The sequence below is a fragment of the Burkholderia glumae LMG 2196 = ATCC 33617 genome (genome assembly GCF_000960995.1).
Taxonomy (GTDB): Bacteria; Pseudomonadota; Gammaproteobacteria; order Burkholderiales; family Burkholderiaceae; genus Burkholderia; species Burkholderia glumae.
In genome coordinates, this window is sequence record NZ_CP009434.1 from 1,353,647 (window position 1) to 1,371,946 (window position 18,300).

Genomic DNA, 18,300 nt, shown 5'->3' on the forward strand with positions numbered 1-18,300 from the left:
CGTAACCCGTGGACGTGGAGACAGGACGCGCCCGTGTCGCGAACGGCGGAACGCCGGTCCGGCCTCGCCGCGTTCAGTCCACCCGCAGCGCCCACAGCGCGTCGAGCACGTGCCGTGTCGCCAGCTCCGCCGCGCCGGCGCGATGGGCGATGCCGAGTTCGCGCCACAGCGCGGGGCGCAGCGGGCGCATCGCGATGCGCGCGTCCGGTGGCGGCGAGCCGGCCTCGTGCGGCAGCAGCGTGGCCCCGTAGCCGGCTGCCACCAGGCTCTTGATCGCGTCGTTGTAGTTCAGCTCGATGCGCGGCGCCGGCTGATGGCCGCCGGCGGCGAACCATTCGGCAGTCTGCCGCGACAGGCGCGTGGTGGCGTCGTTGAGGATCAGCGGCTGCGCGGCGAGCCAGGCCGGCGTCACACTGGGCGGCAGGCCCCAGTCGGCGGGCAGGAATGCCACCACCGGGTCGCGACGCCACGGCGCGATCGTCAGCCCCGCCACGGCGGCCTGCGGTAGCGCCACCAGCCCGATGTCCAGCGCGCCGTGCGTGAGCCGTTCGAGCGTGTCGCGCGAGGTCAGCACGGCGATCTGCACGTCGATGTCGGGATGGTCGCGCCGCAGTCGCGCGAGCACCTGCGGCAGCAGGTGCGCGAACGCGCCGGTGGATGCGCCTAGCCGCACCCGTCCGGCCAGTCCCTGCACTTGCCGCTCCACGTCGTCGAGCGTCGCCTCGACATCGGCGAGCAGCCGCCGCGCGCGCTCGATCAGCACCTCGCCGATCGCCGACGGCCGCACGTTGCCGCGCGTGCGGGACAGCAGCGGCGCGCCGATCCTGGCCTCGAGCTCCGAAACGTGCAGGCTGATGGTGGGCGGCGCCAGGTGCAGCGATTGTGCGGCCGCCGCGAACGATCCGAGGTCCGCGATCGCGATTAGCGTGCGCAGGCGATCAAGACTGATTTCGCGCATCGAAAAATTTTTTCGTTCAGAAAAAATGAAGCTCATGTTGATGAAATTCAACTTTTACAAGTCTAGCGTGCAGGCGATGATCGCGCTTCCCGTCGATCGGACGGCGGGCGACACCTCGGAGCGAGACGAACATGAGCGAACCCATCGTATTCATCGACGGCGACCAGGGCACGACCGGCTTGCAGATCCACGAGCGGCTGCGGGGCCGGGCCGATCTGCGGCTCGCGACACTGGCGGCCGACGCACGCAAGGACCCCGCGCGGCGTGCAGAGGCGATCAACGCCTGTGACGTCGCGATCCTCTGTCTGCCCGATGCGGCCGCGCGCGAGGCGGTCGGCTTCATCCGCAATCCCGCGGTGCGCGTCATCGACGCCAGCTCGGCACATCGTACCGATCCGGCCTGGGTCTACGGCTTTCCGGAAATGACGCCGGGGCAGGCGGCGCGGATCGCCGGGGCGCGGCGCGTGACCAATCCGGGCTGCTACCCGACCGGCGCGATCGGCCTGTTGCGCCCGTTGATCGAACACCGGTTGCTGCCGGCCGACTATCCGGTTGCGATCCATGCGGTGTCCGGGTATTCGGGGGGCGGCCGCGCGGCGGTGGAGGCGCACCAGGCGCCCGGCGGCGCGGCGCCGGCCTTTTGCCTTTACGGGCTCGGCCTGGCGCACAAGCATCCGCCCGAGATCCGCGAGCATGCCGGGCTCGCGCACCGGCCGCTGTTCGTGCCGGCCTATGCCGCCTATCGGCAGGGCATCGTGCTGAGCGTGCCGCTCGAGAGGCGCCTGCTGCCGGCCGGCGTGGACGGCGCGCGGCTGCAGGGCTGCCTTGCGCGGCACTACGCAGGGGCGCCTCATGTGCGCGTGCTGCCGCTCGCGGCGAGCCGCGAGATCGCGCAGCTGGACCCGCAGGCGCTGAACGGCACCGACGACATCGAGTTCGGCGTGTTCGTCAACGACGACTACGGCCACCTGCTGCTGACCGCGGTGTTCGACAACCTCGGCAAGGGCGCGGCCGGCGCGGCCGTGCAGAATCTCGAGCTGATGCTGCCGGCGCTGCGCTGACTGGCCCCACGCGCGCGGCGGGCGGCAACGCCGTGCGGCTCGGGCAGCTTCAGGCCGCTTCGGGTTGCGACGCGCAAAGCGCCGGGTCGAGGTCGAGCGCGGCCAGCGTCTGCGCGTCGATGTCGATCCAGCATGCCACCACCATGCGCCCGTCGATCGACACCGGTGCGCCGGCCCGGTGGGCATGCACGCCGATCCGGCGGAACAGCCGCTCGATGCTGCAGAACGTGACCCCGATCAACTGGCGCGCGCCGCGCCGTGCCGCGCACTCCACGGCGGCGGCGAGCATCGGCCGCACCGACCAGGCCAGGCTGCCGGCATCGGCCCCTTCCTCGGGGGTCGCCGCGAAGCGCGACAGCTCCCAGACGTGGGCGGAGCGCGGCGCCGGATGCTCGTCGGCCAGCAGGTGCGGGAACACTTCCTGCAACAGGTAGGGGCGGGTGGTCGGCAGCAGCCGCGCGCAACCGCATATCTCCCCATTCGCATCGCGTCCCAATACGTAGACGGTATCGTCGCGATCGTACTGATCGCGCTCGAATTTTTCGTCTTCGGACGGCAGCTGCCAGCCGAGCTGCTCGACGAACACGCGATAACGGTACGAACCCAGCTCGGCGGCGATATGGGCGGGAAGGCGGCCTGCCTCGTGAACGAAAGTTTGCATGGTGTCCTCGTGGTAATTCCGTTTGGAATGGGCGCATTACAGCGTGCGCCCCGAGGACAGGTAACTGTTATTCCTGACAGGGATTCGGTGCCGATTCCTGGCATCCTTGACAGGGAAAAAATGGCACGCGAGGGTCGGCGCGATATCTCGGATTTAATTACGAGATTGCAATTTCATGCCAGTTGAACCGACAATGCCGAAGTCATGGGCTGCTTAAACGCAGAAGCTATTTAATGAATAGGGGTCGGATTAAAGTCGAGGCGTCGCGAAGTCAGTGCGACCAGCGTTTGTCGGCCACGATCGGCTGCGACGGTAGGCCGCCGGCCAGCGCCCGGCTTACGGCGATCGCCCAGTCGAGCGTGGCGAGCCGGCAGGCGAGCGCGCTGGCCGTGGCATGCATGCCGATGTCGGTGCCGAAGCGGTCGACGCCCATCAGATTGCTGCGCACGTCGTCCCAGGCGATCCGTAGGCGGCCGGAGTCGGGTTCGAGGTACCAGTCCCAGCCGACCGTCAGGTGTGCATAGCCGGGCGAGGCGGGGCGCTGCCATTCGGTGAAACCGGCGAGGTCGGGGACGAGGCCTTCGTCGCGCAGTTCGTGGGCAAGTCCGGGGTCGAGCCCCGAGGCGATATGCACGAGTTCGAGCCCTGCGAACGCGTGCAGCGGCAGGCGCACGTAACCGTCCGCGGACGGCGAGCAGTAGGGATGAAGCAGGGGCGGAGTCATGCGCGGGAATGTATCAAGCCCGTGTGCTTGATGTAACCTAGCAAGAATGACAGCGTGGAAGCTGTTGGAGAGATGATGGAACTACGCTGGCAGGATGCCTACCACCAGTTCAATACGGCGGAAAACGAGCAGCAGCTCTTTCACCAGGTTTCCGCATACTCGAAGCGTCTCGGCTTCGAGTACTGCTGCTATGGAATCCGCGTGCCGCAGCCGGGATCGCAGCCCTTGGTCGAGATCTTCGACACCTATCCGCCGGGCTGGATGGCGCACTATCAGGCGCGCAACTACATCGAGATCGATCCGACCGTGCGCGACGGGGCGGCGAGCCCGAACATGATCATCTGGCCCGACGCCGATGCGGCGGAGCAACCGTCGCTCTGGCGCGACGCGCGCGACTTCGGCATGTCGGTCGGCGTCGCGCAGTCGAGCTGGGCCGCGCGCGGCGTGTTCGGACTGTTGACCATCGCGCGGCGCTCGGACCGCCTCACGCCGGCCGAGATCAACAGCCTGACGCTGCAGGCCAACTGGCTCGCCAATCTCTCGCATTCGCTGATGGGCCGGTTCCTCGTGCCGAAGCTGTCGCCGGCCGCGAGCATCTCGCTCACCAAGCGCGAACGCGAGGTGCTGAGCTGGACCAGCGAAGGCCGCACCGCCAGCGAGATCGGCGAACAGCTCAACATCTCCGAGCGCACCGTCACGTTCCACATCAACAACATCCTCGCCAAGCTCGGCGCGGCCAACAAGGTGCAGGCGGTCGGTCGTCAAGGCGATCGGCATGGGGCTGATCCAGGCGCCGTAGGCGGCCCGGTACGGTCGGGTTCGACCAAGCGGCGGCGACGCGCCGGCGCGGGCTTCACGGCCCGGCCGGCGCGTTTCTCATGGGCGCGTCATTCCATCAGCGGTTCTGCTTCCCTGGCGGTCCAACTGACGCTGGAAATGCTCTTTTCCATGCTCATGCGGCTCGCGATCTGCTCGAGCTTTTGCTGGTCCTTCGGATGCAGCTTCAGCGTGGCCGTCACCTTGATGCGCTCGGGCGGCGCGTCGCTCTCGACGTCCTCGCTCGTCAGGCTCTGGAACGACAGTGGTTTCGCATACATCGAATTCGACAGCAGCGTGCGCACGTGAACTTCCTCCGAGGCCAGGCAGATCACGGTGATCTGGTATTCGCGCACCAGGTCCGCGTTCGACACCGGCGTGGCGTTGATCGCGTGGCTCAGCGAGCGCAGCAGCGTGTTGACGAGCAGCACGACCACGGTGCCGGCCAGCGCCGGCAAGTAGTGGCCGCTGCCCGACAGGACGCCCACGGCGGCCGAGCACCAGAGCGTGGCCGCCGTGTTGATGCCCTGGATCGCGCCTTTCTCGCGCATGATCACGCCGCCGCCGAGGAAGCCCACGCCCGACACCACGTAGGCGGCGATCTGCGTGACGCCGGTCACGCCGTTGCCGGTCAGCACGCCGAGCGTGACGAACAGGCACGCGCCGCAGGTGACGAGCGTGATGGTGCGCAGGCCGGCGGTGCGCTGGCGCATCTGGCGCTCGATGCCGATCGCGACGCCGCAGCAGAGCGCGGCCAGGAGGCGGAGGAGGAATTCGACGGTCATGGATGGCGTGCTGGCAAGGGGGCGCCGCGTGGCGCGCGATCGAGGCCGCATAGCCGGTGCGCGTGCGGCGCGCGATCCGCTACGATAGCGCGTGCCCGGCGACCGGAAGATGAAAACCGGGACGGCGCACGTCGCCTGAACGAGCGCGGCGGCGGGCGTGGCGCGCGCACGGCGCGGACCGGCCTCGGCAGGCTGCGAACGTTCAGGCGCTGCGGTATGCGAGCCTGTCGCGACAAGGTCCCGCGGAGCAGCCTTGCGGGAAATGGGTCGCCGCGATTCTAGCAGGCCAGGCGGCGTTGCGGCACGCGCGGGCGGGCCACCGCCGCCGCGCGGGCCGCCCTGGGGTGCGGCGTTGCCCGATGGCGAACCGCGGGGCCGTACCGCGCGGGCGCGCGGCGGTTACGGCGGTTAACGCCGCAAGTCCCTGTCGCGCATCGCCGACGAAGGCCCCGCATGGCTTGCGCGGGGCGGCTGCTTCGCCCGGCGCACCACGCTGCGTGTGGAGCGTTCGCCCGTCGCGCCGGGCCGAGCCGCTCGTCAGGCGCCGGGCAGTCCCGCCACGAGCCGCACGCGGGTGATTTCCGACGGCGCGCCGAAGCGCTTCGGCGGCCCCCAGTAGCCGGTGCCGCGGCTCGTGTAGATCCACAGCCCGCGCAGGCGCGCGAGCCCGGCCACGAACGGCTGCTGCAGCGGCACGAAGAAATTCCACGGGAAGAACTGGCCGCCGTGCGTATGGCCCGACAACTGCAGCGTGAAGCCGGCCTCCGCGGCGGCGTTCGCGCTGCGCGGCTGGTGGGCCAGCAGCAGGCGCAGCGGCACGTCGGCCGGCGCGCCGGCCAGCGCCGCGTGCGGGTCGCTGCGGTGGGCGGGATCGAAGCCGCCGGCCGAGTAGTCGGTCACGCCGGCCAGCACCAGGCGGGCACCGTCATGCACGAGCGTGCGGTGCTCGTTCATCAGCACGGTCAGGCCGAGGCGGCGGAATTCGGCGACCCAGGCGTCGGCGCCCGAGTAGTACTCGTGGTTGCCGGTCACCATGAACGCGCCGTGCCGCGCGCGCAGGCGGCCCAGCGGCGCGGCGTGGCCCGCGAGCCGCGCCACGCTGCCGTCCACCACGTCGCCCGTCACGGCGACCAGGTCCGCATCGAGCCGGTTCACCGCGTCGACGATCGCCGCCACATAGTCGCGCTTGATGGTCGGGCCGACATGCACGTCGCTGATCTGCACGATCGTGAAGCCCTCGAGCGCGGCGGGCAGCCCGTCGATCGGCACGCTCACGTCCACCACGCGCGCGAGCCGCCGCGCGTTGACGAAGCCGATCGCGCTGGCCGCGAACGCGAGCAGCGGCACCGCCACGGCGCTGGCCGTGCGCCAGCCGGCGATCGGCACGGCGTGCGGCGCGAGCGCGTCGAGGATCAGCAGCGCCACCAGCAGTACGTCGCGGGCGAGCGTGAGCACCAGCAGCGACGAGAAGAAGCCCATTTCCAGCAGGCCGATCCAGGCCAGGCGGTCGCCGAGCGGCTGCCGCTCGATGCTGCGCGAGAGCATGCCGAGCGGAATCACGAGGCACGACGCGACGAGCCACAGCACGGCGGCGGCGCGCACGGCGGGCGAGGTGAATTCGGGAATCAGGCGCAGGCCGACGTAGACATGGAACAGCACGCCGAACGTGATCAGCCGCAGCAGGAAGGCGGAAATGCGTCGCATGGTTGGGGCAGCGAAAGCGAAAGCAAAACGGGGAAGGGCGCGGCGCCGGCGCGCCAGACATGGCGGCGCCGCGAGGACGGCGGCGGCATGGAGCGGGCACCGCGCCTTTGAGCCGGAGCCCGGGCGCCGCCAGCACGGCGTGGCGCGGGCCGTGCCCGGTGCGCGTCGGCAGCCGGGACGGCCAGCCTGGCCGGCGGCGCTTGCCTGGCCGGTGCCATCCGGCCGCGCTTCGCGCGCCTTCGCACCGTGCCGCGCACGCCTTCGCGCCGCTTACTCGATGCGCGCGGCTTCGTCGAACGCAAAACGCGGGCTGCGCGGGAACAGGCCGGACTCGTCGCCGTAGCCGAGGTTGACGAGGAAGTTCGCCTTGATCCGCGTCCCGGCGAAGAACTCGGCCTCCACCTTGGCCTCGTCGAAGCCCGACATCGGGCCCGCGTCGAGGCCGAGCGCGCGCGCGGCAAGGATCAGATAGGCGCCCTGCAGCGAGCTGTTGCGGAACGCCGTCGCCTCGATCAGCGCGTCGTTGCCGGCGAACCAGCTGCGCGCGTCGGCATGCGGGAACAGCTTCGGCAGGTGGTCGTGGAACGCCAGGTCCATGCCGATGATCACGGTCACGGGCGCGCTCATGGTCTTTTCGAGATTACCTTCGGGGAGTGCCGGCTTGAGCCGCGCCTTCGCCTCCGGCGATTTGACGAACACGAAGCGCGCGGGGCTCGCGTTCGCCGAGGTCGGCCCCCAGAGGGTCAGCTCGACGAGCTGGCGCAGCAGCGCGTCGTCCACCGGCTTGGGCTGCCAGGCGTTGTGCGTGCGTGCGGTGCGGAACAGTTGGTCGAGGGCGGAATCGGAAAGCGTCATTGGCATATCGGGTCTCGGATGTCGCGGGGCGCGCGGGCTGGCGCCCCGGGTTGCGGGAAAACAGGATCGGGTGCGCTGCGCCGGCGCGGCGGCCTTGCGGCTAGGGCACCATCCCGCGATGATAGCCGGATGTGACGATTTCTTCCGATCATGGACGATTTGTTCGATTCCCGGCCCGAGCCCGATCTCGACTGGTATCCCGACTGGCTGCCGCCCGCCGACGCCGATGCGCTGCTCGCGCGCCTGATCGCGGAAGTCGCCTGGCGGCAGGACGCGATCCGCACGCCGCGCGGCATGATCCCGCTGCCGCGCCTGACGGCCTGGCAGGGCGAGCCCGATGCCGTCTACGTCTATTCGGGCATCCGCAACGAACCGGCGCCGTGGTCCCCCGCCGTGGCCGAGTTGCGCGCGCGCGCCCAGGCCGCCTGCCGCGCGCGCTTCAACAGCGTGCTGCTGAACCGCTATCGCACGGGCACCGACGGCATGGGCTGGCACGCCGACGACGAGCCCGAACTCGGCGCGGCGCCCGTGATCGCCTCGGTCAGCCTCGGCGCGACGCGCGTGTTCCATCTGCGGCACGAGGCAACGCGCGTCGTGCGGGCCTACCGGCTCACGCACGGCAGCCTGCTCGTGATGCGCGGCGCGACGCAGCGCGACTGGGTCCACCGCCTGGCCAAGGCGCCGGCCGTGCAGGGCGAGCGCGTCAACCTGACGTTCCGCCTCGTGATGCCGCGCCGCAAGCCATGACCGGCCCCCGCACCGTCGCCGCGCGCCGCGGCGCCGCCCGCCTGCCCGGGCCGGGCCATCTGACAGTTTCGACGAATCTGGCGCCGCCGTCGCCGAATCGTCAGCCGGCCGATCCGTGCGGGCCGGTATCGTCGCCCGAACGGGCCGGGCCGCCGCCCCGCGCGCGCCGGCTCCGCCCGCATGCGCGAGAATGCACCCGCGCCGCCGCGCGCGGCCCATGTCGGACCTGCGCGGCTTTCCATTGCACCACGACGAGGATTTCATGAAGACACGGATCCGCATCGCCCTGGCCGCCGCGGCCTTGACGGTCGGACTGACGAGCCGGGCGGCCGAGCCGCCGCCCGCCCTGACCGACGCGCAAATGCTGCGCGTGCAGGCGGCGCCGGCCATCGTCGAAGGCGCGAGCGGGGCACGGGTCAAGTCCACGCTCTACGTGTTCATGGACCCGAACTGCATCTACTGCCACCTGATGTGGAAGGCGCTGCGGCCCTACGAGGCGGCCGGCCTGCAGGTCCACTGGATTCCGCTCGCGTTCCTCAAGCCCGATTCGGCCGGCAAGGCTGCCGCGCTGCTGAAGGCGCCCGACGGCGGTGCGGCGCTGCTCGACACGCTCGAGACGAAGTATTCGGAGAAGGACGAGTCGGGCGGCATTGCGCCGTTGACGGTGGTGCCGGCCGACGCGAAGGCGAAGCTCGACGCGAACGCGGCGATGTTCAAGGCGCTCGGCTTCGACGGCACGCCCACCGTGCTGTTCCGCAGCCACGACGGCAAATGGCTCGGGCTCGACGGCCTGCCGCGCCTGAGCATGCTGCCCGGCATGCTGAACATGGTCGAGCAGCCCATCACCGACCCGGAGCTGCAGCGCTACCGTTGAGCGCGGCGAACGCCGGCGCGTGAGTCGCGACATCGTTTCCAGCGCGCCGCGATCGGTATCGATCCCGCGCGCGGCTTCACGCGCCGCGCCGCGCGTTCGCGCGGCCTGTCGGCGCGGTGTGCGGCCCGGCCGCGCTTAGCGAACCATCGTCACCGGCAGCCTGGTCAGGCGCATCAGCCGGTCGTTCAGCCCGAGGCCGAGCAGGCGTGCGAGCCCGTGCAGCGGATCGCGGCGCGGCGCCGTGACGACGATCTCGTCGCAGCCGTGTTCGAGCGCGCAGGCTGCGATCACGTCGGCGGTCGCGCCGAACTTCATCGTGATCGAATGCGTCACGCCCGCGTCGCGCAGAATCCTGATCGCCGCCGCGAGATCGTGCTCGGCGGCGGCATGGCCGATCTCGTCGAGTTCGCCGTGGGTATGGAACGCATCGACGCGCGAGCCGCCAAGCGGCGGCTGCACGTTGACCAGCACGACTTCGGAGGCGCAGCGCTCGCGATAGAGGAAGGCGGCGTGGCGCACGGCTTCCAGCGCGCGAGGTGAATGGCCGACGGGGACGAGCAGTTTCAGCATGGCGGCTTGGACTGAGGACGCGATGCCCGTAGCGTAGGCGGAGCGCGATCTCGGCCCCGTAAAGACTGCGGCACCCGGCATCAAAATCGCGTCAAAATCGACGGTGGCTCGTCTTGCATAACGCGTAAAAGAAATTAAAAAAATATACGTTTATGCGCATAAACGGTGCAATCCCGGAGCGCGAGGCCGCTGCAGCGCCCGGCAGGCGCGGCGAGGGGGTGATTCAGCGAGAATCGCAATGAATCACGCGAAATTACTGATGAAATGGCGGCGATTCAACGCATTTTTGCAGGAAACCCGTTTCTATAATCGCCCATGCGACGTCGGGGATGGCCTTGGCCCGACGCCCGTCTCCTCTCTATCCATTTCCGGAATTTCGCATGAACGTCAACGATTCCTCGTGTTCGTCTTCGTCCCAGGCCGCCGCGCGCCTCGATCCGATTGTCGCGATGCCGGCCCACGCGCTGTCGGCCGCGATTCGCAGCAGGGCCGTGTCGTGCGTCGAGACGATGCGCGCCTATCTCGACCGGATCGAACAGGTGAATGGCCGCGTGAACGCGATCGTCGCGCTGCGCGAGCGCGCCGTGCTGCTCGCCGAGGCCGCGCGGAAGGACGCGGCGCTCGCGCGCGGCGAATGGCAGGGCTGGCTGCACGGCATGCCGCAGGCGCCCAAGGATCTCGCGATGACGAAGGACATCGTCACCACCCTGGGCTCGCCGATCTTCCGTGATTTCCGTCCCGCCGAGGACACGCTCGGCGTCGCGCGGATGCGCGCGGCCGGCGCGATCTTCGTCGGCAAGACCAATACGCCCGAGTTCGGGCTCGGCTCGCACACGTTCAACGCGGTGTACGGCGCGACGCGCAATCCCTACGACCTGGCGAAGAGCGCCGGCGGCAGCAGCGGCGGCGCGGCCGCTGCGCTGGCCGCGCGCATGCTGCCGGTGGCCGACGGCAGCGACTTCGGCGGCTCGCTGCGCAATCCCGCCGCGTTCTGCAACGTGTTCGGCTTGCGCCCGTCGGCCGGGCGCGTGCCGCGCTGGCCGGTGCCGGACGTGTTCTACCAGCAGTTCGGCGTGGAGGGGCCGATGGGGCGCACGGTCGCCGATGTCGCGCAGTTGCTCGCGATCCAGGCCGGCCACGATCCGCGCGATCCGCTCTCGTTCGACGACGATCCGGCCCGCTTCACGCAGCCGCTCGACGCGGACCCGCGCGGCAAGCGCATCGCATGGGTCGGCGACTGGCGCGGCCATCTGGCCATCGAGCCCGGCGTGCTCGCGCTCGGCGAGCGGGCGCTCGACACGCTGCGCACGCTTGGTTGCGAGGTCGATGCGGCCTTGCCCGACTTCGAGCCGGCGCGGATCTGGCAAATCTGGCTCGCGCATCGCCACCTGATGTCGGGCGGCAGCCTGCTCGCGCTCTATCGCGACCCGGCGCGGCGCGCGCTGCTCAAGCCGGAGGCCGTGTTCGAGGTCGAGGGGCTGCTGGCGATGACGGCCGATCAGGTATACGAAGCGAGCGTCGCGCGTAGCGCGTGGTATCAGGCCGCGCTGGCGATGTTCGAGCGCTACGATTTCCTCGCCGCGCCCACGGCGCAGGTGTTTCCGTTCGATGTCGAGGCGCGTTGGCCGGCCTCGATCGCGGGCCGCGCGATGGACAGCTACCACCGCTGGATGGAAACCGTCACGCCGTGGACGCTGGCCGGCTTGCCGGTGATCAACGTCCCGGCCGGCTTCAACGAGGCGGGACTGCCGACCGGCATCCAGCTGATCGGCCGGCCGCGCGACGATTTCGGCCTGCTGCAGCTCGCGCATGCGTACCAGCAGGCGAGCGACTGGGTGGCCGGGCGGCCGCCCGTGATCGGGGGCTGAGCGCACGGCGGGCGGGAGCGCGGTGTTGCCGCGATGCCTGGCTCTGCCACCTTGCAAAACCTGGCCGGCCGCCGATACGTTTCGAGATGTATCGACAGTTGCTTCCGGCGCGTCGGCGCGGAAAATTTCGCATCATGTGCACCCAAACGAAACGCCACAAGATCGCGCGGGTCGCGAAAGCCCATGCACGCGCGGCCTTCATGGCTGCCGCCGGGCTCGTCGCGAGCGCGGCCGCGCACGCCCAGCACGCGGCGGCGCGGCAGGCTCCTGCCTCGCAGCAGGCGCCGCTGCAGACCGTGCGGCCCGGCACGCCCGCTACGCCCGCTGAGTTGGCCGCCGCGCCGGCATCGGACTCGCCGCCCGTCACGCGCAGGTCCTCGTCACCGGTACCTGCCGGGCCACCGGATTGGCACGCCTACCTCGAAGCGAACCGCCGCGTGCTGGCGGGCCAGGCCGATTTGGCGGCCGCGATGGGACTCACCGGCGCGGCCGGGCAGGCCGCCGATGCGGCCGGCACGCTTGGCGGCGATGGCGCGGCCGCCTCGCCCGTCTCGGACACCACGCTCTCGCAGATCGGCGGCGCGCAGCAGTCGATCGCGCTCGCGCTGTCGCAGGCGTTCGCGTCCGCGCCGGGTGCGCCGCTCGATCGCGAGGCGTTCCGTACCGGCCTCGCCGCGCTAGGCGAGGGCCTTCAGCGCTTCGAGGGACTGCAGCAGGGCGAGCCCGCTTCCGCTTCGCTCGACGCCGCCTCGTCGAGCATCGCCGGACATGCGCCGGACCAGATCGACGCCGCCGCCTCGACGCTCAGCGACGCCGTGCGTTATGCGTCGCTGCACGGCATCGACGTGCCGCCGGTGGCAGCCTCCGCGCTGCGCCGCATCGCGCGCTGACGCGGCCGGCGCGAAGCGGCGCCTGTTCGCGGTGGATTCGAGCCGTGCCTTTCGAGGTGGCTGCGGAATCGATCGTGGCACGACCGGGCCGCGCGGGGCGCCGTAAGCGGCCGCCACCCGGCGGGCGAGCGGCTGGCGGCGCGAAACGACGGCGTCGTTGCGCCATGCCCGCGAAACAATACCCCCGATGGCGCGCCCAATGCCGCCGTCGCACTTCTGCGCCGGTCGCCGCGTGGTGCTAAGGTAGGGGCGGCCGTCGGGCCGGCTCCTTCTTCCACAGGCACGCACACGCATGTACGACGATCTGGATCTTCCGCACTACCTCGAACGCATCGGCTATCGCGGCAAGCCGGAGCCGACGCTCGAGGTGCTGCGGCAACTGCATCGCCTGCATCCGCAGGCAATCGCCTTCGAGAATCTCGATTCGCTGAGCGGCTCGCCGGTGAAGCTCGACCTGCTGTCGATCACCGCCAAGATGGTCGCGCGGCGGCGCGGCGGCTACTGCTTCGAGCACAATCGGCTGTTCCATGCCGCGCTCACCCGGATCGGTTTTGAGGTCACGCCGCTGCTCGCGCGCGTGCGCTGGCAGCAGGCGCCCGATGCCGTCACGCCGCAGACGCACAAGCTGTTGTGCGTCGAGATCGGCGGCGAGAGCTGGTACGTGGACGTCGGGTTCGGCGCGGTCACGCAGACGGCGCCGCTCGCGGCCACGCCCGGCCTCGCGCAGGCCACCACGCACGGCGAGTACCGGATCGTCGCCGCGCCGGCGCCCGCGGCTGGCGAATTCGACCTCGAATGCCGGACGGCGAAGGGCTGGCAGGCCGTCTATCGGTTCGGCACCAGGCGCGCCGAGCGCGTCGATTACGACGTGGCGAACTGGTACGCCTCCACGCACCCCGATTCGAAGTTCGTCAACGACTTGATCGTGAGCCGCGTGCTACCGGATGGGCGCGCCTCGCTGCTCAACGACGCACTGACGCTGCGCGACGCGAATGGCGCGGCCACTCACCACGAACGGTTCGCCGGTGCCACCGCGTGGGCCGCCTGCCTGACCGAGCGTTTCGGTCTCGAGCTGGGCGGCTTCGATATCGGCGGCCTGTTCGCGCGCGTGCAGGCGCGCAGCGCGGCGCTCGACGCGCTGGCGCAGGCGCAATCGCCGCGCTGACGGCGCGGGCCGGCGTGGTTCGCCAGCAGGGGCCGGCGCCGGGTCACACCTGCATCGACGGCACGTCCTTCATGCAGCGCAGCGCGAACATCGAGCGGCTGTGGCGGATGCTCGAGATTCGGTAGAGCTTCTCGCGCAGGAAGCGTTCGTAGCCGGCGGTGCCGTCCACGGCCACCTTGATCCAGTAGTCGTATTCGCCCGACACGAGGTAGGCCTCGAGCACCTCGGGCAGCGCGGCCAGTTCGGCGCCGAAGCGCGCGAGCGCGTCGTCCTCGTGGCGGTCGAGCGTGACCTCGAGGATCACGATATCGGCGAAACCGAGCATGCGCTGGTTGACGAGCGCGACATAGCCGTCGATGTAGCCGTCGGCCTCCAGCTGGCGCGTGCGGTTCCAGCAGGCGGTGGCCGACATGCCGACCTGTTCGGCCAGTTCGGCGTTCGACAGGCGGGCATTGCCCTGCAGCGCGCGCAGGATCTTGCGGTCCTGGCTGTCGAGCTGGCGGGGAGCGCGTTCGCGGCTTGACATGGTGATCGGAATCTTATTCAGGGAATGGCGATTTTATCCGAAGAAGCTTCCGGTTTTCCGCGGAATTTACCGGAGAATGCAAAGCCTTTTCCGCCCTGCGGCGAGTATATTTTTTCCATGCCTCGAAGCCCGGCACGAACGATGCGAGCACCCTTCGCATCGCGTCGCCACCGCGATCACGAGTCGCGGCGCCGGGCGGCACGGGCATCCGTCCCATTCCTGCCCGAACGGAACGCCGGCACCGCGCCGGCCGTCGCCTTTTTCGGTTCGTCCTTCCTCGCCATGTCGTTCCAGCGCTAGCTGTCGTCCGTTGCCGGCGCGCGCCGGATCAATCCCGCTCGATGGCGTCCGACATCAGCCCGATCAGCAGATAGGCATCGCGCGGCCCGAGCTTGTCGCGGAACAGGCGGTCGAGTTCGGCGTCGCCGGTGGACGGCAGTTCGCCGTACAGCTCGTCGACCATCGTATAGGCGTTGCGCAGGACCAGGCTGTCCGGTTCGAGCAGCTCCGCCTGTCCGAGCCAGGCCGCGAGCCGCCGGCCGCATTCGAGGAACGCGGCCGGCGCACTGGCGCCGACCTGCGGGTGCAACTGGCTGCCGCCCAGCACCTTCCTGAGCAGCTTGTAGAAGATCGGGCTCTCGCTGCGTGCGGCGGCGAACAACTGCGTCGTGCCGGCCTTCAGCTCGGCATGGGCGAGGCGCAGCCGCGCGCGCAGCAACTGACGCATCACGCCGCCCGACTGGCGCGACGGCACCATGCCGGTCGAGTCGATGTAGAGCGTGACGCACGTATCCGCGCGAATCACCGAGTAGCCGGTCCATCCCACCATCTGTCCGGCCGCATCCTCGATGACGGTAAACTCCCGCAGCCGGGAGAAATAGCCCTGTTCCTGGCGCAAGCGCCAGTAGGGCGTCATGTCCGCGCCGAAGGCGCGCGTGGTCACGGGCACCAGCGCACCGTAGATCGCGGCACGGGTGGCCGCGGAAAAGCGCTCGCCGGGATCGCGGCAGGTATGCGCCACCAGTGCGCCGGGCAGCGAAAGCGTTTCCGCGCTACGGATCGCCTCGCCGAAGATCTCGCTCACGAGGGGATAGGCGAACGCATCGGCCGGATGGTTCACAGGCATGTCGGTTTTCTCCGCGCAGGGGGAGGTGGCTGGGGCGGGCTGGAGCGCAGACGCGGGCGGCGCCGTCCGCTTGCGTGAGGCCAGCCACACGAGCGCTCACGCGTTCGCATGCGGGGGCGAAACGCACCCGCCGAGCATACCGTCAATCCGGCGCCCCGTGGCGCTCAGGCCCGCTGCACTCAGGCGCGCGCGCGCGGCGTGAGCGGCGGCCCGCCGGCATCGTTGGCGGCCGCCGACCGGCTCGCGAACGAGGGCTCGTGCCGCGAGGCGAAGCGGTCGATGCGCCCGGCGATCAGCGCCGCCTCGCGCAGCACGGTCCAGTGCGACGCTTCGAACAGCTCGCGCTCGTGCACGCCGAGCCAGCGCTCGAGGTTCTCGCTCAGCGCGGGCGTGACGTAGCGATCGCGCAGCGGCACCAGGATTTGCACCGGTGCCTGCGCGTAGCGTTCGCGTGGCTGTCGCGCACGCGCGATGAAATTGGCGCGGTAGAGCCGGATGCCGTTGACGCCGTTGCGCACTTGCTGCGGGTCGGCTGCGGCGCGAATCCGCTCGGTGCGGCGCAGCCACCAGGGCCACAGCGCGGCGCCGCCAAGGCGCCAGAACAGCGCCGGCAGCAGCGGCAGATGGAAGAACGCGATGTACCACGACTTCAGCGATTGGCCGAGGCTCATCGGCGCGCGGAACACGTGGTCGAGGCAGGGGCCGGAGATCGACGTGTACGACAGGATGCGCCCGCGCATCGCCGGGTCGGTCACGGCCTCCCAACTCTGGATCGAGCCCCAGTCGTGGCCGACCAGATGGAACGGCCGCCGCCCGCAGGTCGCCCGGGCCACGGCATCGAGGTCGCGTTCGAGCTGCGCGAGGCGATAGGCCGAGGTCGATGCCGGCGCGTCGGACGCGCCGGCGCCGCGCACATCGTAGGCGATCACGCGGTAGCGCGTCTCGAGCGTCTCGCGCACGCGCTTCCAGACCCGCGCGGAGTCGGGGTAGCCGTGCACGAGGATCACGGGCGGCGCCTCGCGCGGCCCGCTCAGGTACACGGCGAGCCGCACGCCGTCCGAGTTCACCGTGATCGTCTCCAGCCCGGCCGCAGCCGGCGCGACCGCCGTCGCGGCTGACGTCACGGCTGACGTCACGGCTGACGTCACGGCTGCGCGACGGGGGTCGCGTGCAGCGGCACGCGCCGCGGTGCTGCCTGGGCCGCGTAGCGCGCGTTGGTTTCGTCGATCCGGGCCAGCAGGCTGTCGAGTTCGCCGAGGTAGCGGCGGTTGTCGTAGTCCCACGGATGGAAGCCCGGGCGGAAGAAGCCGAACCATTCGCGCGCGATGCCGGGGAACACGCCGCCGCGCGGCGAGTACAGATACTTGACGAGCGCCCACATGCCCGAGAAGCGGCCGTGGCGGCGACGGTGCGCGAGCATCAGGCGCACGTGATAATCGAACACGATGGTCCAGAAGATCACCGTGGTCAGCAGCATCGTGCTGGTGCGCAGCAGGTAGCGGCCGAGGCCGGGGCGGATCACGCGCAGCCATACGTCGTAGGACACCGACTTGTGCTCGGTCTCCTCCATCGCGTGCCACATCCACATCTGCGTGTAGCCGTCCACCGAGCCGTCGATGCGGGTCTCGTGCCCTTCGAGCAGCAGGTTGGCGAGCATCGCCGTGTAGTGCTCGAGCGCGATCGTGATGGCGAGCTGCATCGCGGGCGGCAGGATCTTGCGGAACAGGCCGAGGATCTTCCACAGGCGCTTGTCGAGCTTGTGTGCGGGCAGGCCCGCGGCCTGCAGCAGATCGTTGTACTCGATGTGCTCGCGCGTGTGCATCGCCTCCTGGCCGATGAAGCCGGCCACCTGCTTTTTCAGTTCGGGGTCGTCGATCTGGTCCCGATAGTGGCGTACCGAGTCCATGAAGAAGCGCTCACCGGCCGGGAACAGCAGCGACAGCGCGTTCATGAAGTGGGTGACGGGCACCCCCTTCACGTGCCAGTCGCACGCGCGGTCGGGGGGCATGGCGAAACGGATGTCGCGACGGACGGGCATCATGACGGTTCTCCCTGCTTGCCTGCGTTGTGATAGGTCGACGGGGCGGGCGCGCGTTCACCGCGCGCGGCGCGGCGGCGCGCCTTGGCCCGCTCGCGCCGGGTGGCGAGCACCACCAGCGCCTGATAGGCGGCCGGCAGCGTGCGCGCGAGCCAGTCGGCGCCGCGCGCGTCGCGCCCGATCAGCACGCGGCGCCGGTTCTTGCGCACGCCGTGCAGGATCACGCGCGCTGCCTCGTCCGCGCTGGTGATGAAAAACTTCTCGAAATCGTCCTTGCCCTGCTGCTCGCTGTCCACCATGAAGCCGAGCATGCTCTGCGAGATGCGGCTCGACTGCGCGATGTTGGTCTTGATGCCGCCCGGGTGGACGCAGGTGGCCGACACGCCGCATTTCATCATGTCGAGCTCCTGACGCAGCGACTCGGTGAAGCCGCGCACCGCGTACTTGGTTGCATTGTAGGCGCTCATGCCCGGCTGCGCGAAGATCCCGAAGATGCTCGAGGTGTTGATCACATGGCCGTCGCCGGAGGCCTTCAGATGCGGCAGGAACGCCTTGGTGCCGTGCACCACGCCCCAGAAGTTGATGTTCATGATCCATTCGAGGTCGGCGTATTCCATGCCCTCGATGGTGCTCGACAGCGCGACGCCGGCATTGTTGAACACCAGGTTCACGCGGCCGAACGCGCGTGCGGTCTCGTCGGCCCAGCGATGCATGGCCGCGCGGTCGCCCACGTCGAGCACGCAGGTGCTCACGCGTACCGCCGGCGCGAGCGCGCGCACGATCCGCTCGGTCTCCGCGAGGCCCACGCCGTTGCGGTCGGCCAGCGCGAGGTGGCAGCCCTCCTGCGCGAGTTGCAGCGCGAGCGAGCGGCCCATGCCCGAACCGGCGCCGGTGATGGCCGCGACCTTGTCTCGAAACGATTTCATGGGATG

General features: G+C 70.0%; 18 protein-coding genes and 1 pseudogene. 7 read left to right on the forward strand and 12 right to left on the reverse strand.

Annotation, left to right across the window (positions count from 1 at the left end):
• Nucleotides 1-73: 73 nt before the first annotated feature.
• A complete protein-coding gene (locus tag KS03_RS07085; RefSeq protein WP_015877503.1) occupies nt 74-958 on the reverse strand; it encodes a LysR family transcriptional regulator in 885 nt (294 codons plus the stop codon).
• A gap of 131 nt (nt 959-1,089) precedes the next feature.
• Between KS03_RS07085 and argC the strand changes: the two genes are divergently transcribed.
• Nucleotides 1,090-2,019, forward strand: a complete 930-nt coding sequence (gene argC, locus KS03_RS07090) for an N-acetyl-gamma-glutamyl-phosphate reductase (RefSeq protein WP_015877502.1) — start codon at nt 1,090-1,092, stop codon at nt 2,017-2,019.
• Between the two features lie 49 nt (nt 2,020-2,068).
• Here argC and KS03_RS07095 read toward each other — a convergent pair whose 3' ends face one another.
• Nucleotides 2,069-2,680 carry an acyl-homoserine-lactone synthase gene (locus tag KS03_RS07095; RefSeq protein WP_015877501.1) on the reverse strand — a complete coding sequence of 204 codons (612 nt, stop codon included), beginning with the start codon at nt 2,678-2,680 and terminating at the stop codon, nt 2,069-2,071.
• A gap of 271 nt (nt 2,681-2,951) precedes the next feature.
• Nucleotides 2,952-3,404, reverse strand: a complete 453-nt coding sequence (locus tag KS03_RS07100) for a DUF4902 domain-containing protein (protein WP_015877500.1) — start codon at nt 3,402-3,404, stop codon at nt 2,952-2,954.
• 75 nt (nt 3,405-3,479) lie between these two features.
• Between KS03_RS07100 and KS03_RS29675 the strand changes: the two are divergent.
• Nucleotides 3,480-4,203: pseudogene (locus tag KS03_RS29675) on the forward strand (autoinducer binding domain-containing protein).
• A gap of 88 nt (nt 4,204-4,291) precedes the next feature.
• On the opposite strand, the gene KS03_RS07105 reads toward KS03_RS29675, so the two are convergent.
• The 3 genes from KS03_RS07105 to KS03_RS07115 form a co-directional block, all read right to left on the reverse strand.
• A complete protein-coding gene (locus tag KS03_RS07105) occupies nt 4,292-5,005 on the reverse strand; it encodes an MgtC/SapB family protein (protein WP_015877498.1) in 714 nt (237 codons plus the stop codon).
• Between the two features lie 537 nt (nt 5,006-5,542).
• Nucleotides 5,543-6,709 carry a metallophosphoesterase gene (locus KS03_RS07110; RefSeq protein ID WP_015877497.1) on the reverse strand — a complete coding sequence of 389 codons (1,167 nt, stop codon included), beginning with the start codon at nt 6,707-6,709 and terminating at the stop codon, nt 5,543-5,545.
• A gap of 270 nt (nt 6,710-6,979) precedes the next feature.
• On the reverse strand, nt 6,980-7,564 hold the full coding sequence (locus KS03_RS07115) for a malonic semialdehyde reductase (RefSeq protein WP_015877496.1): 585 nt from the start codon (nt 7,562-7,564) through the stop codon (nt 6,980-6,982).
• A gap of 150 nt (nt 7,565-7,714) precedes the next feature.
• Here KS03_RS07115 and KS03_RS07120 point away from each other — a divergent pair, with 150 nt between their 5' ends.
• On the forward strand, nt 7,715-8,311 hold the full coding sequence (locus KS03_RS07120) for an alpha-ketoglutarate-dependent dioxygenase AlkB family protein (RefSeq protein WP_015877495.1): 597 nt from the start codon (nt 7,715-7,717) through the stop codon (nt 8,309-8,311).
• 262 nt (nt 8,312-8,573) lie between these two features.
• A complete protein-coding gene (locus KS03_RS07125) occupies nt 8,574-9,185 on the forward strand; it encodes a thioredoxin fold domain-containing protein (protein ID WP_230674469.1) in 612 nt (203 codons plus the stop codon).
• Nucleotides 9,186-9,320: 135 nt separating this feature from the next.
• On the opposite strand, the gene KS03_RS07130 is transcribed toward KS03_RS07125, so the two are convergent.
• Nucleotides 9,321-9,755, reverse strand: coding sequence for a universal stress protein (locus tag KS03_RS07130; protein ID WP_015877493.1), 435 nt, complete (start codon nt 9,753-9,755; stop codon nt 9,321-9,323).
• 380 nt (nt 9,756-10,135) lie between these two features.
• Here KS03_RS07130 and KS03_RS07135 point away from each other — a divergent pair, with 380 nt between their 5' ends.
• The 3 genes from KS03_RS07135 (at nt 10,136) to KS03_RS07145 (ending at nt 13,678) form a co-directional block, all read left to right on the forward strand.
• A complete protein-coding gene (locus tag KS03_RS07135) occupies nt 10,136-11,623 on the forward strand; it encodes an amidase (RefSeq protein ID WP_015877492.1) in 1,488 nt (495 codons plus the stop codon).
• A 134-nt stretch (nt 11,624-11,757) separates the two neighbouring features.
• Nucleotides 11,758-12,513: a hypothetical protein gene (locus KS03_RS07140; RefSeq protein WP_015877491.1), complete on the forward strand. Its 756-nt coding sequence runs from the start codon at nt 11,758-11,760 to the stop codon at nt 12,511-12,513.
• Between the two features lie 292 nt (nt 12,514-12,805).
• Nucleotides 12,806-13,678: an arylamine N-acetyltransferase family protein gene (locus KS03_RS07145; RefSeq protein ID WP_015877490.1), complete on the forward strand. Its 873-nt coding sequence runs from the start codon at nt 12,806-12,808 to the stop codon at nt 13,676-13,678.
• A 43-nt stretch (nt 13,679-13,721) separates the two neighbouring features.
• Here the strand turns inward: KS03_RS07145 and KS03_RS07150 are convergent, their stop codons facing one another.
• The 5 genes from KS03_RS07150 to KS03_RS07175 form a co-directional block, all read right to left on the reverse strand.
• A complete protein-coding gene (locus KS03_RS07150) occupies nt 13,722-14,204 on the reverse strand; it encodes an Lrp/AsnC family transcriptional regulator (RefSeq protein ID WP_015877489.1) in 483 nt (160 codons plus the stop codon).
• A gap of 328 nt (nt 14,205-14,532) precedes the next feature.
• Complete coding sequence (locus tag KS03_RS07155; RefSeq protein ID WP_015877488.1) at nt 14,533-15,330, reverse strand: hypothetical protein; 798 nt, start codon at nt 15,328-15,330, stop codon at nt 14,533-14,535.
• A gap of 179 nt (nt 15,331-15,509) precedes the next feature.
• On the reverse strand, nt 15,510-16,454 hold the full coding sequence (locus KS03_RS07165) for an alpha/beta fold hydrolase (protein WP_015877487.1): 945 nt from the start codon (nt 16,452-16,454) through the stop codon (nt 15,510-15,512).
• A 20-nt stretch (nt 16,455-16,474) separates the two neighbouring features.
• Entirely contained in the window at nt 16,475-17,371 is an 897-nt protein-coding gene (locus KS03_RS07170; RefSeq protein ID WP_015877486.1) for a metal-dependent hydrolase, read from the reverse strand.
• Entirely contained in the window at nt 17,368-18,294 is a 927-nt protein-coding gene (locus KS03_RS07175; RefSeq protein ID WP_015877485.1) for an SDR family NAD(P)-dependent oxidoreductase, read from the reverse strand. The genes KS03_RS07170 and KS03_RS07175 overlap by 4 nt, the downstream gene beginning before the upstream one ends.
• Between the last annotated feature and the right edge of the window lie 6 nt (nt 18,295-18,300).

Bases quoted from the DNA above. Each gene is read 5' to 3' on its own strand.
- KS03_RS07085 (WP_015877503.1), bottom strand. From the start codon at position 958: ATGCGCGAAATCAGTCTTGATCGCCTGCGCACGCTAATCGCGATCGCG.
- argC (WP_015877502.1), top strand. From the start codon at position 1,090: ATGAGCGAACCCATCGTATTCATCGACGGCGACCAGGGCACGACCGGC.
- KS03_RS07095 (WP_015877501.1), bottom strand. From the start codon at position 2,680: ATGCAAACTTTCGTTCACGAGGCAGGCCGCCTTCCCGCCCATATCGCC.
- KS03_RS07100 (WP_015877500.1), bottom strand. From the start codon at position 3,404: ATGACTCCGCCCCTGCTTCATCCCTACTGCTCGCCGTCCGCGGACGGT.
- KS03_RS07105 (WP_015877498.1), bottom strand. From the start codon at position 5,005: ATGACCGTCGAATTCCTCCTCCGCCTCCTGGCCGCGCTCTGCTGCGGC.
- KS03_RS07110 (WP_015877497.1), bottom strand. From the start codon at position 6,709: ATGCGACGCATTTCCGCCTTCCTGCTGCGGCTGATCACGTTCGGCGTG.
- KS03_RS07115 (WP_015877496.1), bottom strand. From the start codon at position 7,564: ATGACGCTTTCCGATTCCGCCCTCGACCAACTGTTCCGCACCGCACGC.
- KS03_RS07120 (WP_015877495.1), top strand. From the start codon at position 7,715: ATGGACGATTTGTTCGATTCCCGGCCCGAGCCCGATCTCGACTGGTAT.
- KS03_RS07125 (WP_230674469.1), top strand. From the start codon at position 8,574: ATGAAGACACGGATCCGCATCGCCCTGGCCGCCGCGGCCTTGACGGTC.
- KS03_RS07130 (WP_015877493.1), bottom strand. From the start codon at position 9,755: ATGCTGAAACTGCTCGTCCCCGTCGGCCATTCACCTCGCGCGCTGGAA.
- KS03_RS07135 (WP_015877492.1), top strand. From the start codon at position 10,136: ATGAACGTCAACGATTCCTCGTGTTCGTCTTCGTCCCAGGCCGCCGCG.
- KS03_RS07140 (WP_015877491.1), top strand. From the start codon at position 11,758: ATGTGCACCCAAACGAAACGCCACAAGATCGCGCGGGTCGCGAAAGCC.
- KS03_RS07145 (WP_015877490.1), top strand. From the start codon at position 12,806: ATGTACGACGATCTGGATCTTCCGCACTACCTCGAACGCATCGGCTAT.
- KS03_RS07150 (WP_015877489.1), bottom strand. From the start codon at position 14,204: ATGTCAAGCCGCGAACGCGCTCCCCGCCAGCTCGACAGCCAGGACCGC.
- KS03_RS07155 (WP_015877488.1), bottom strand. From the start codon at position 15,330: ATGCCTGTGAACCATCCGGCCGATGCGTTCGCCTATCCCCTCGTGAGC.
- KS03_RS07170 (WP_015877486.1), bottom strand. From the start codon at position 17,371: ATGATGCCCGTCCGTCGCGACATCCGTTTCGCCATGCCCCCCGACCGC.
- KS03_RS07175 (WP_015877485.1), bottom strand. From the start codon at position 18,294: ATGAAATCGTTTCGAGACAAGGTCGCGGCCATCACCGGCGCCGGTTCG.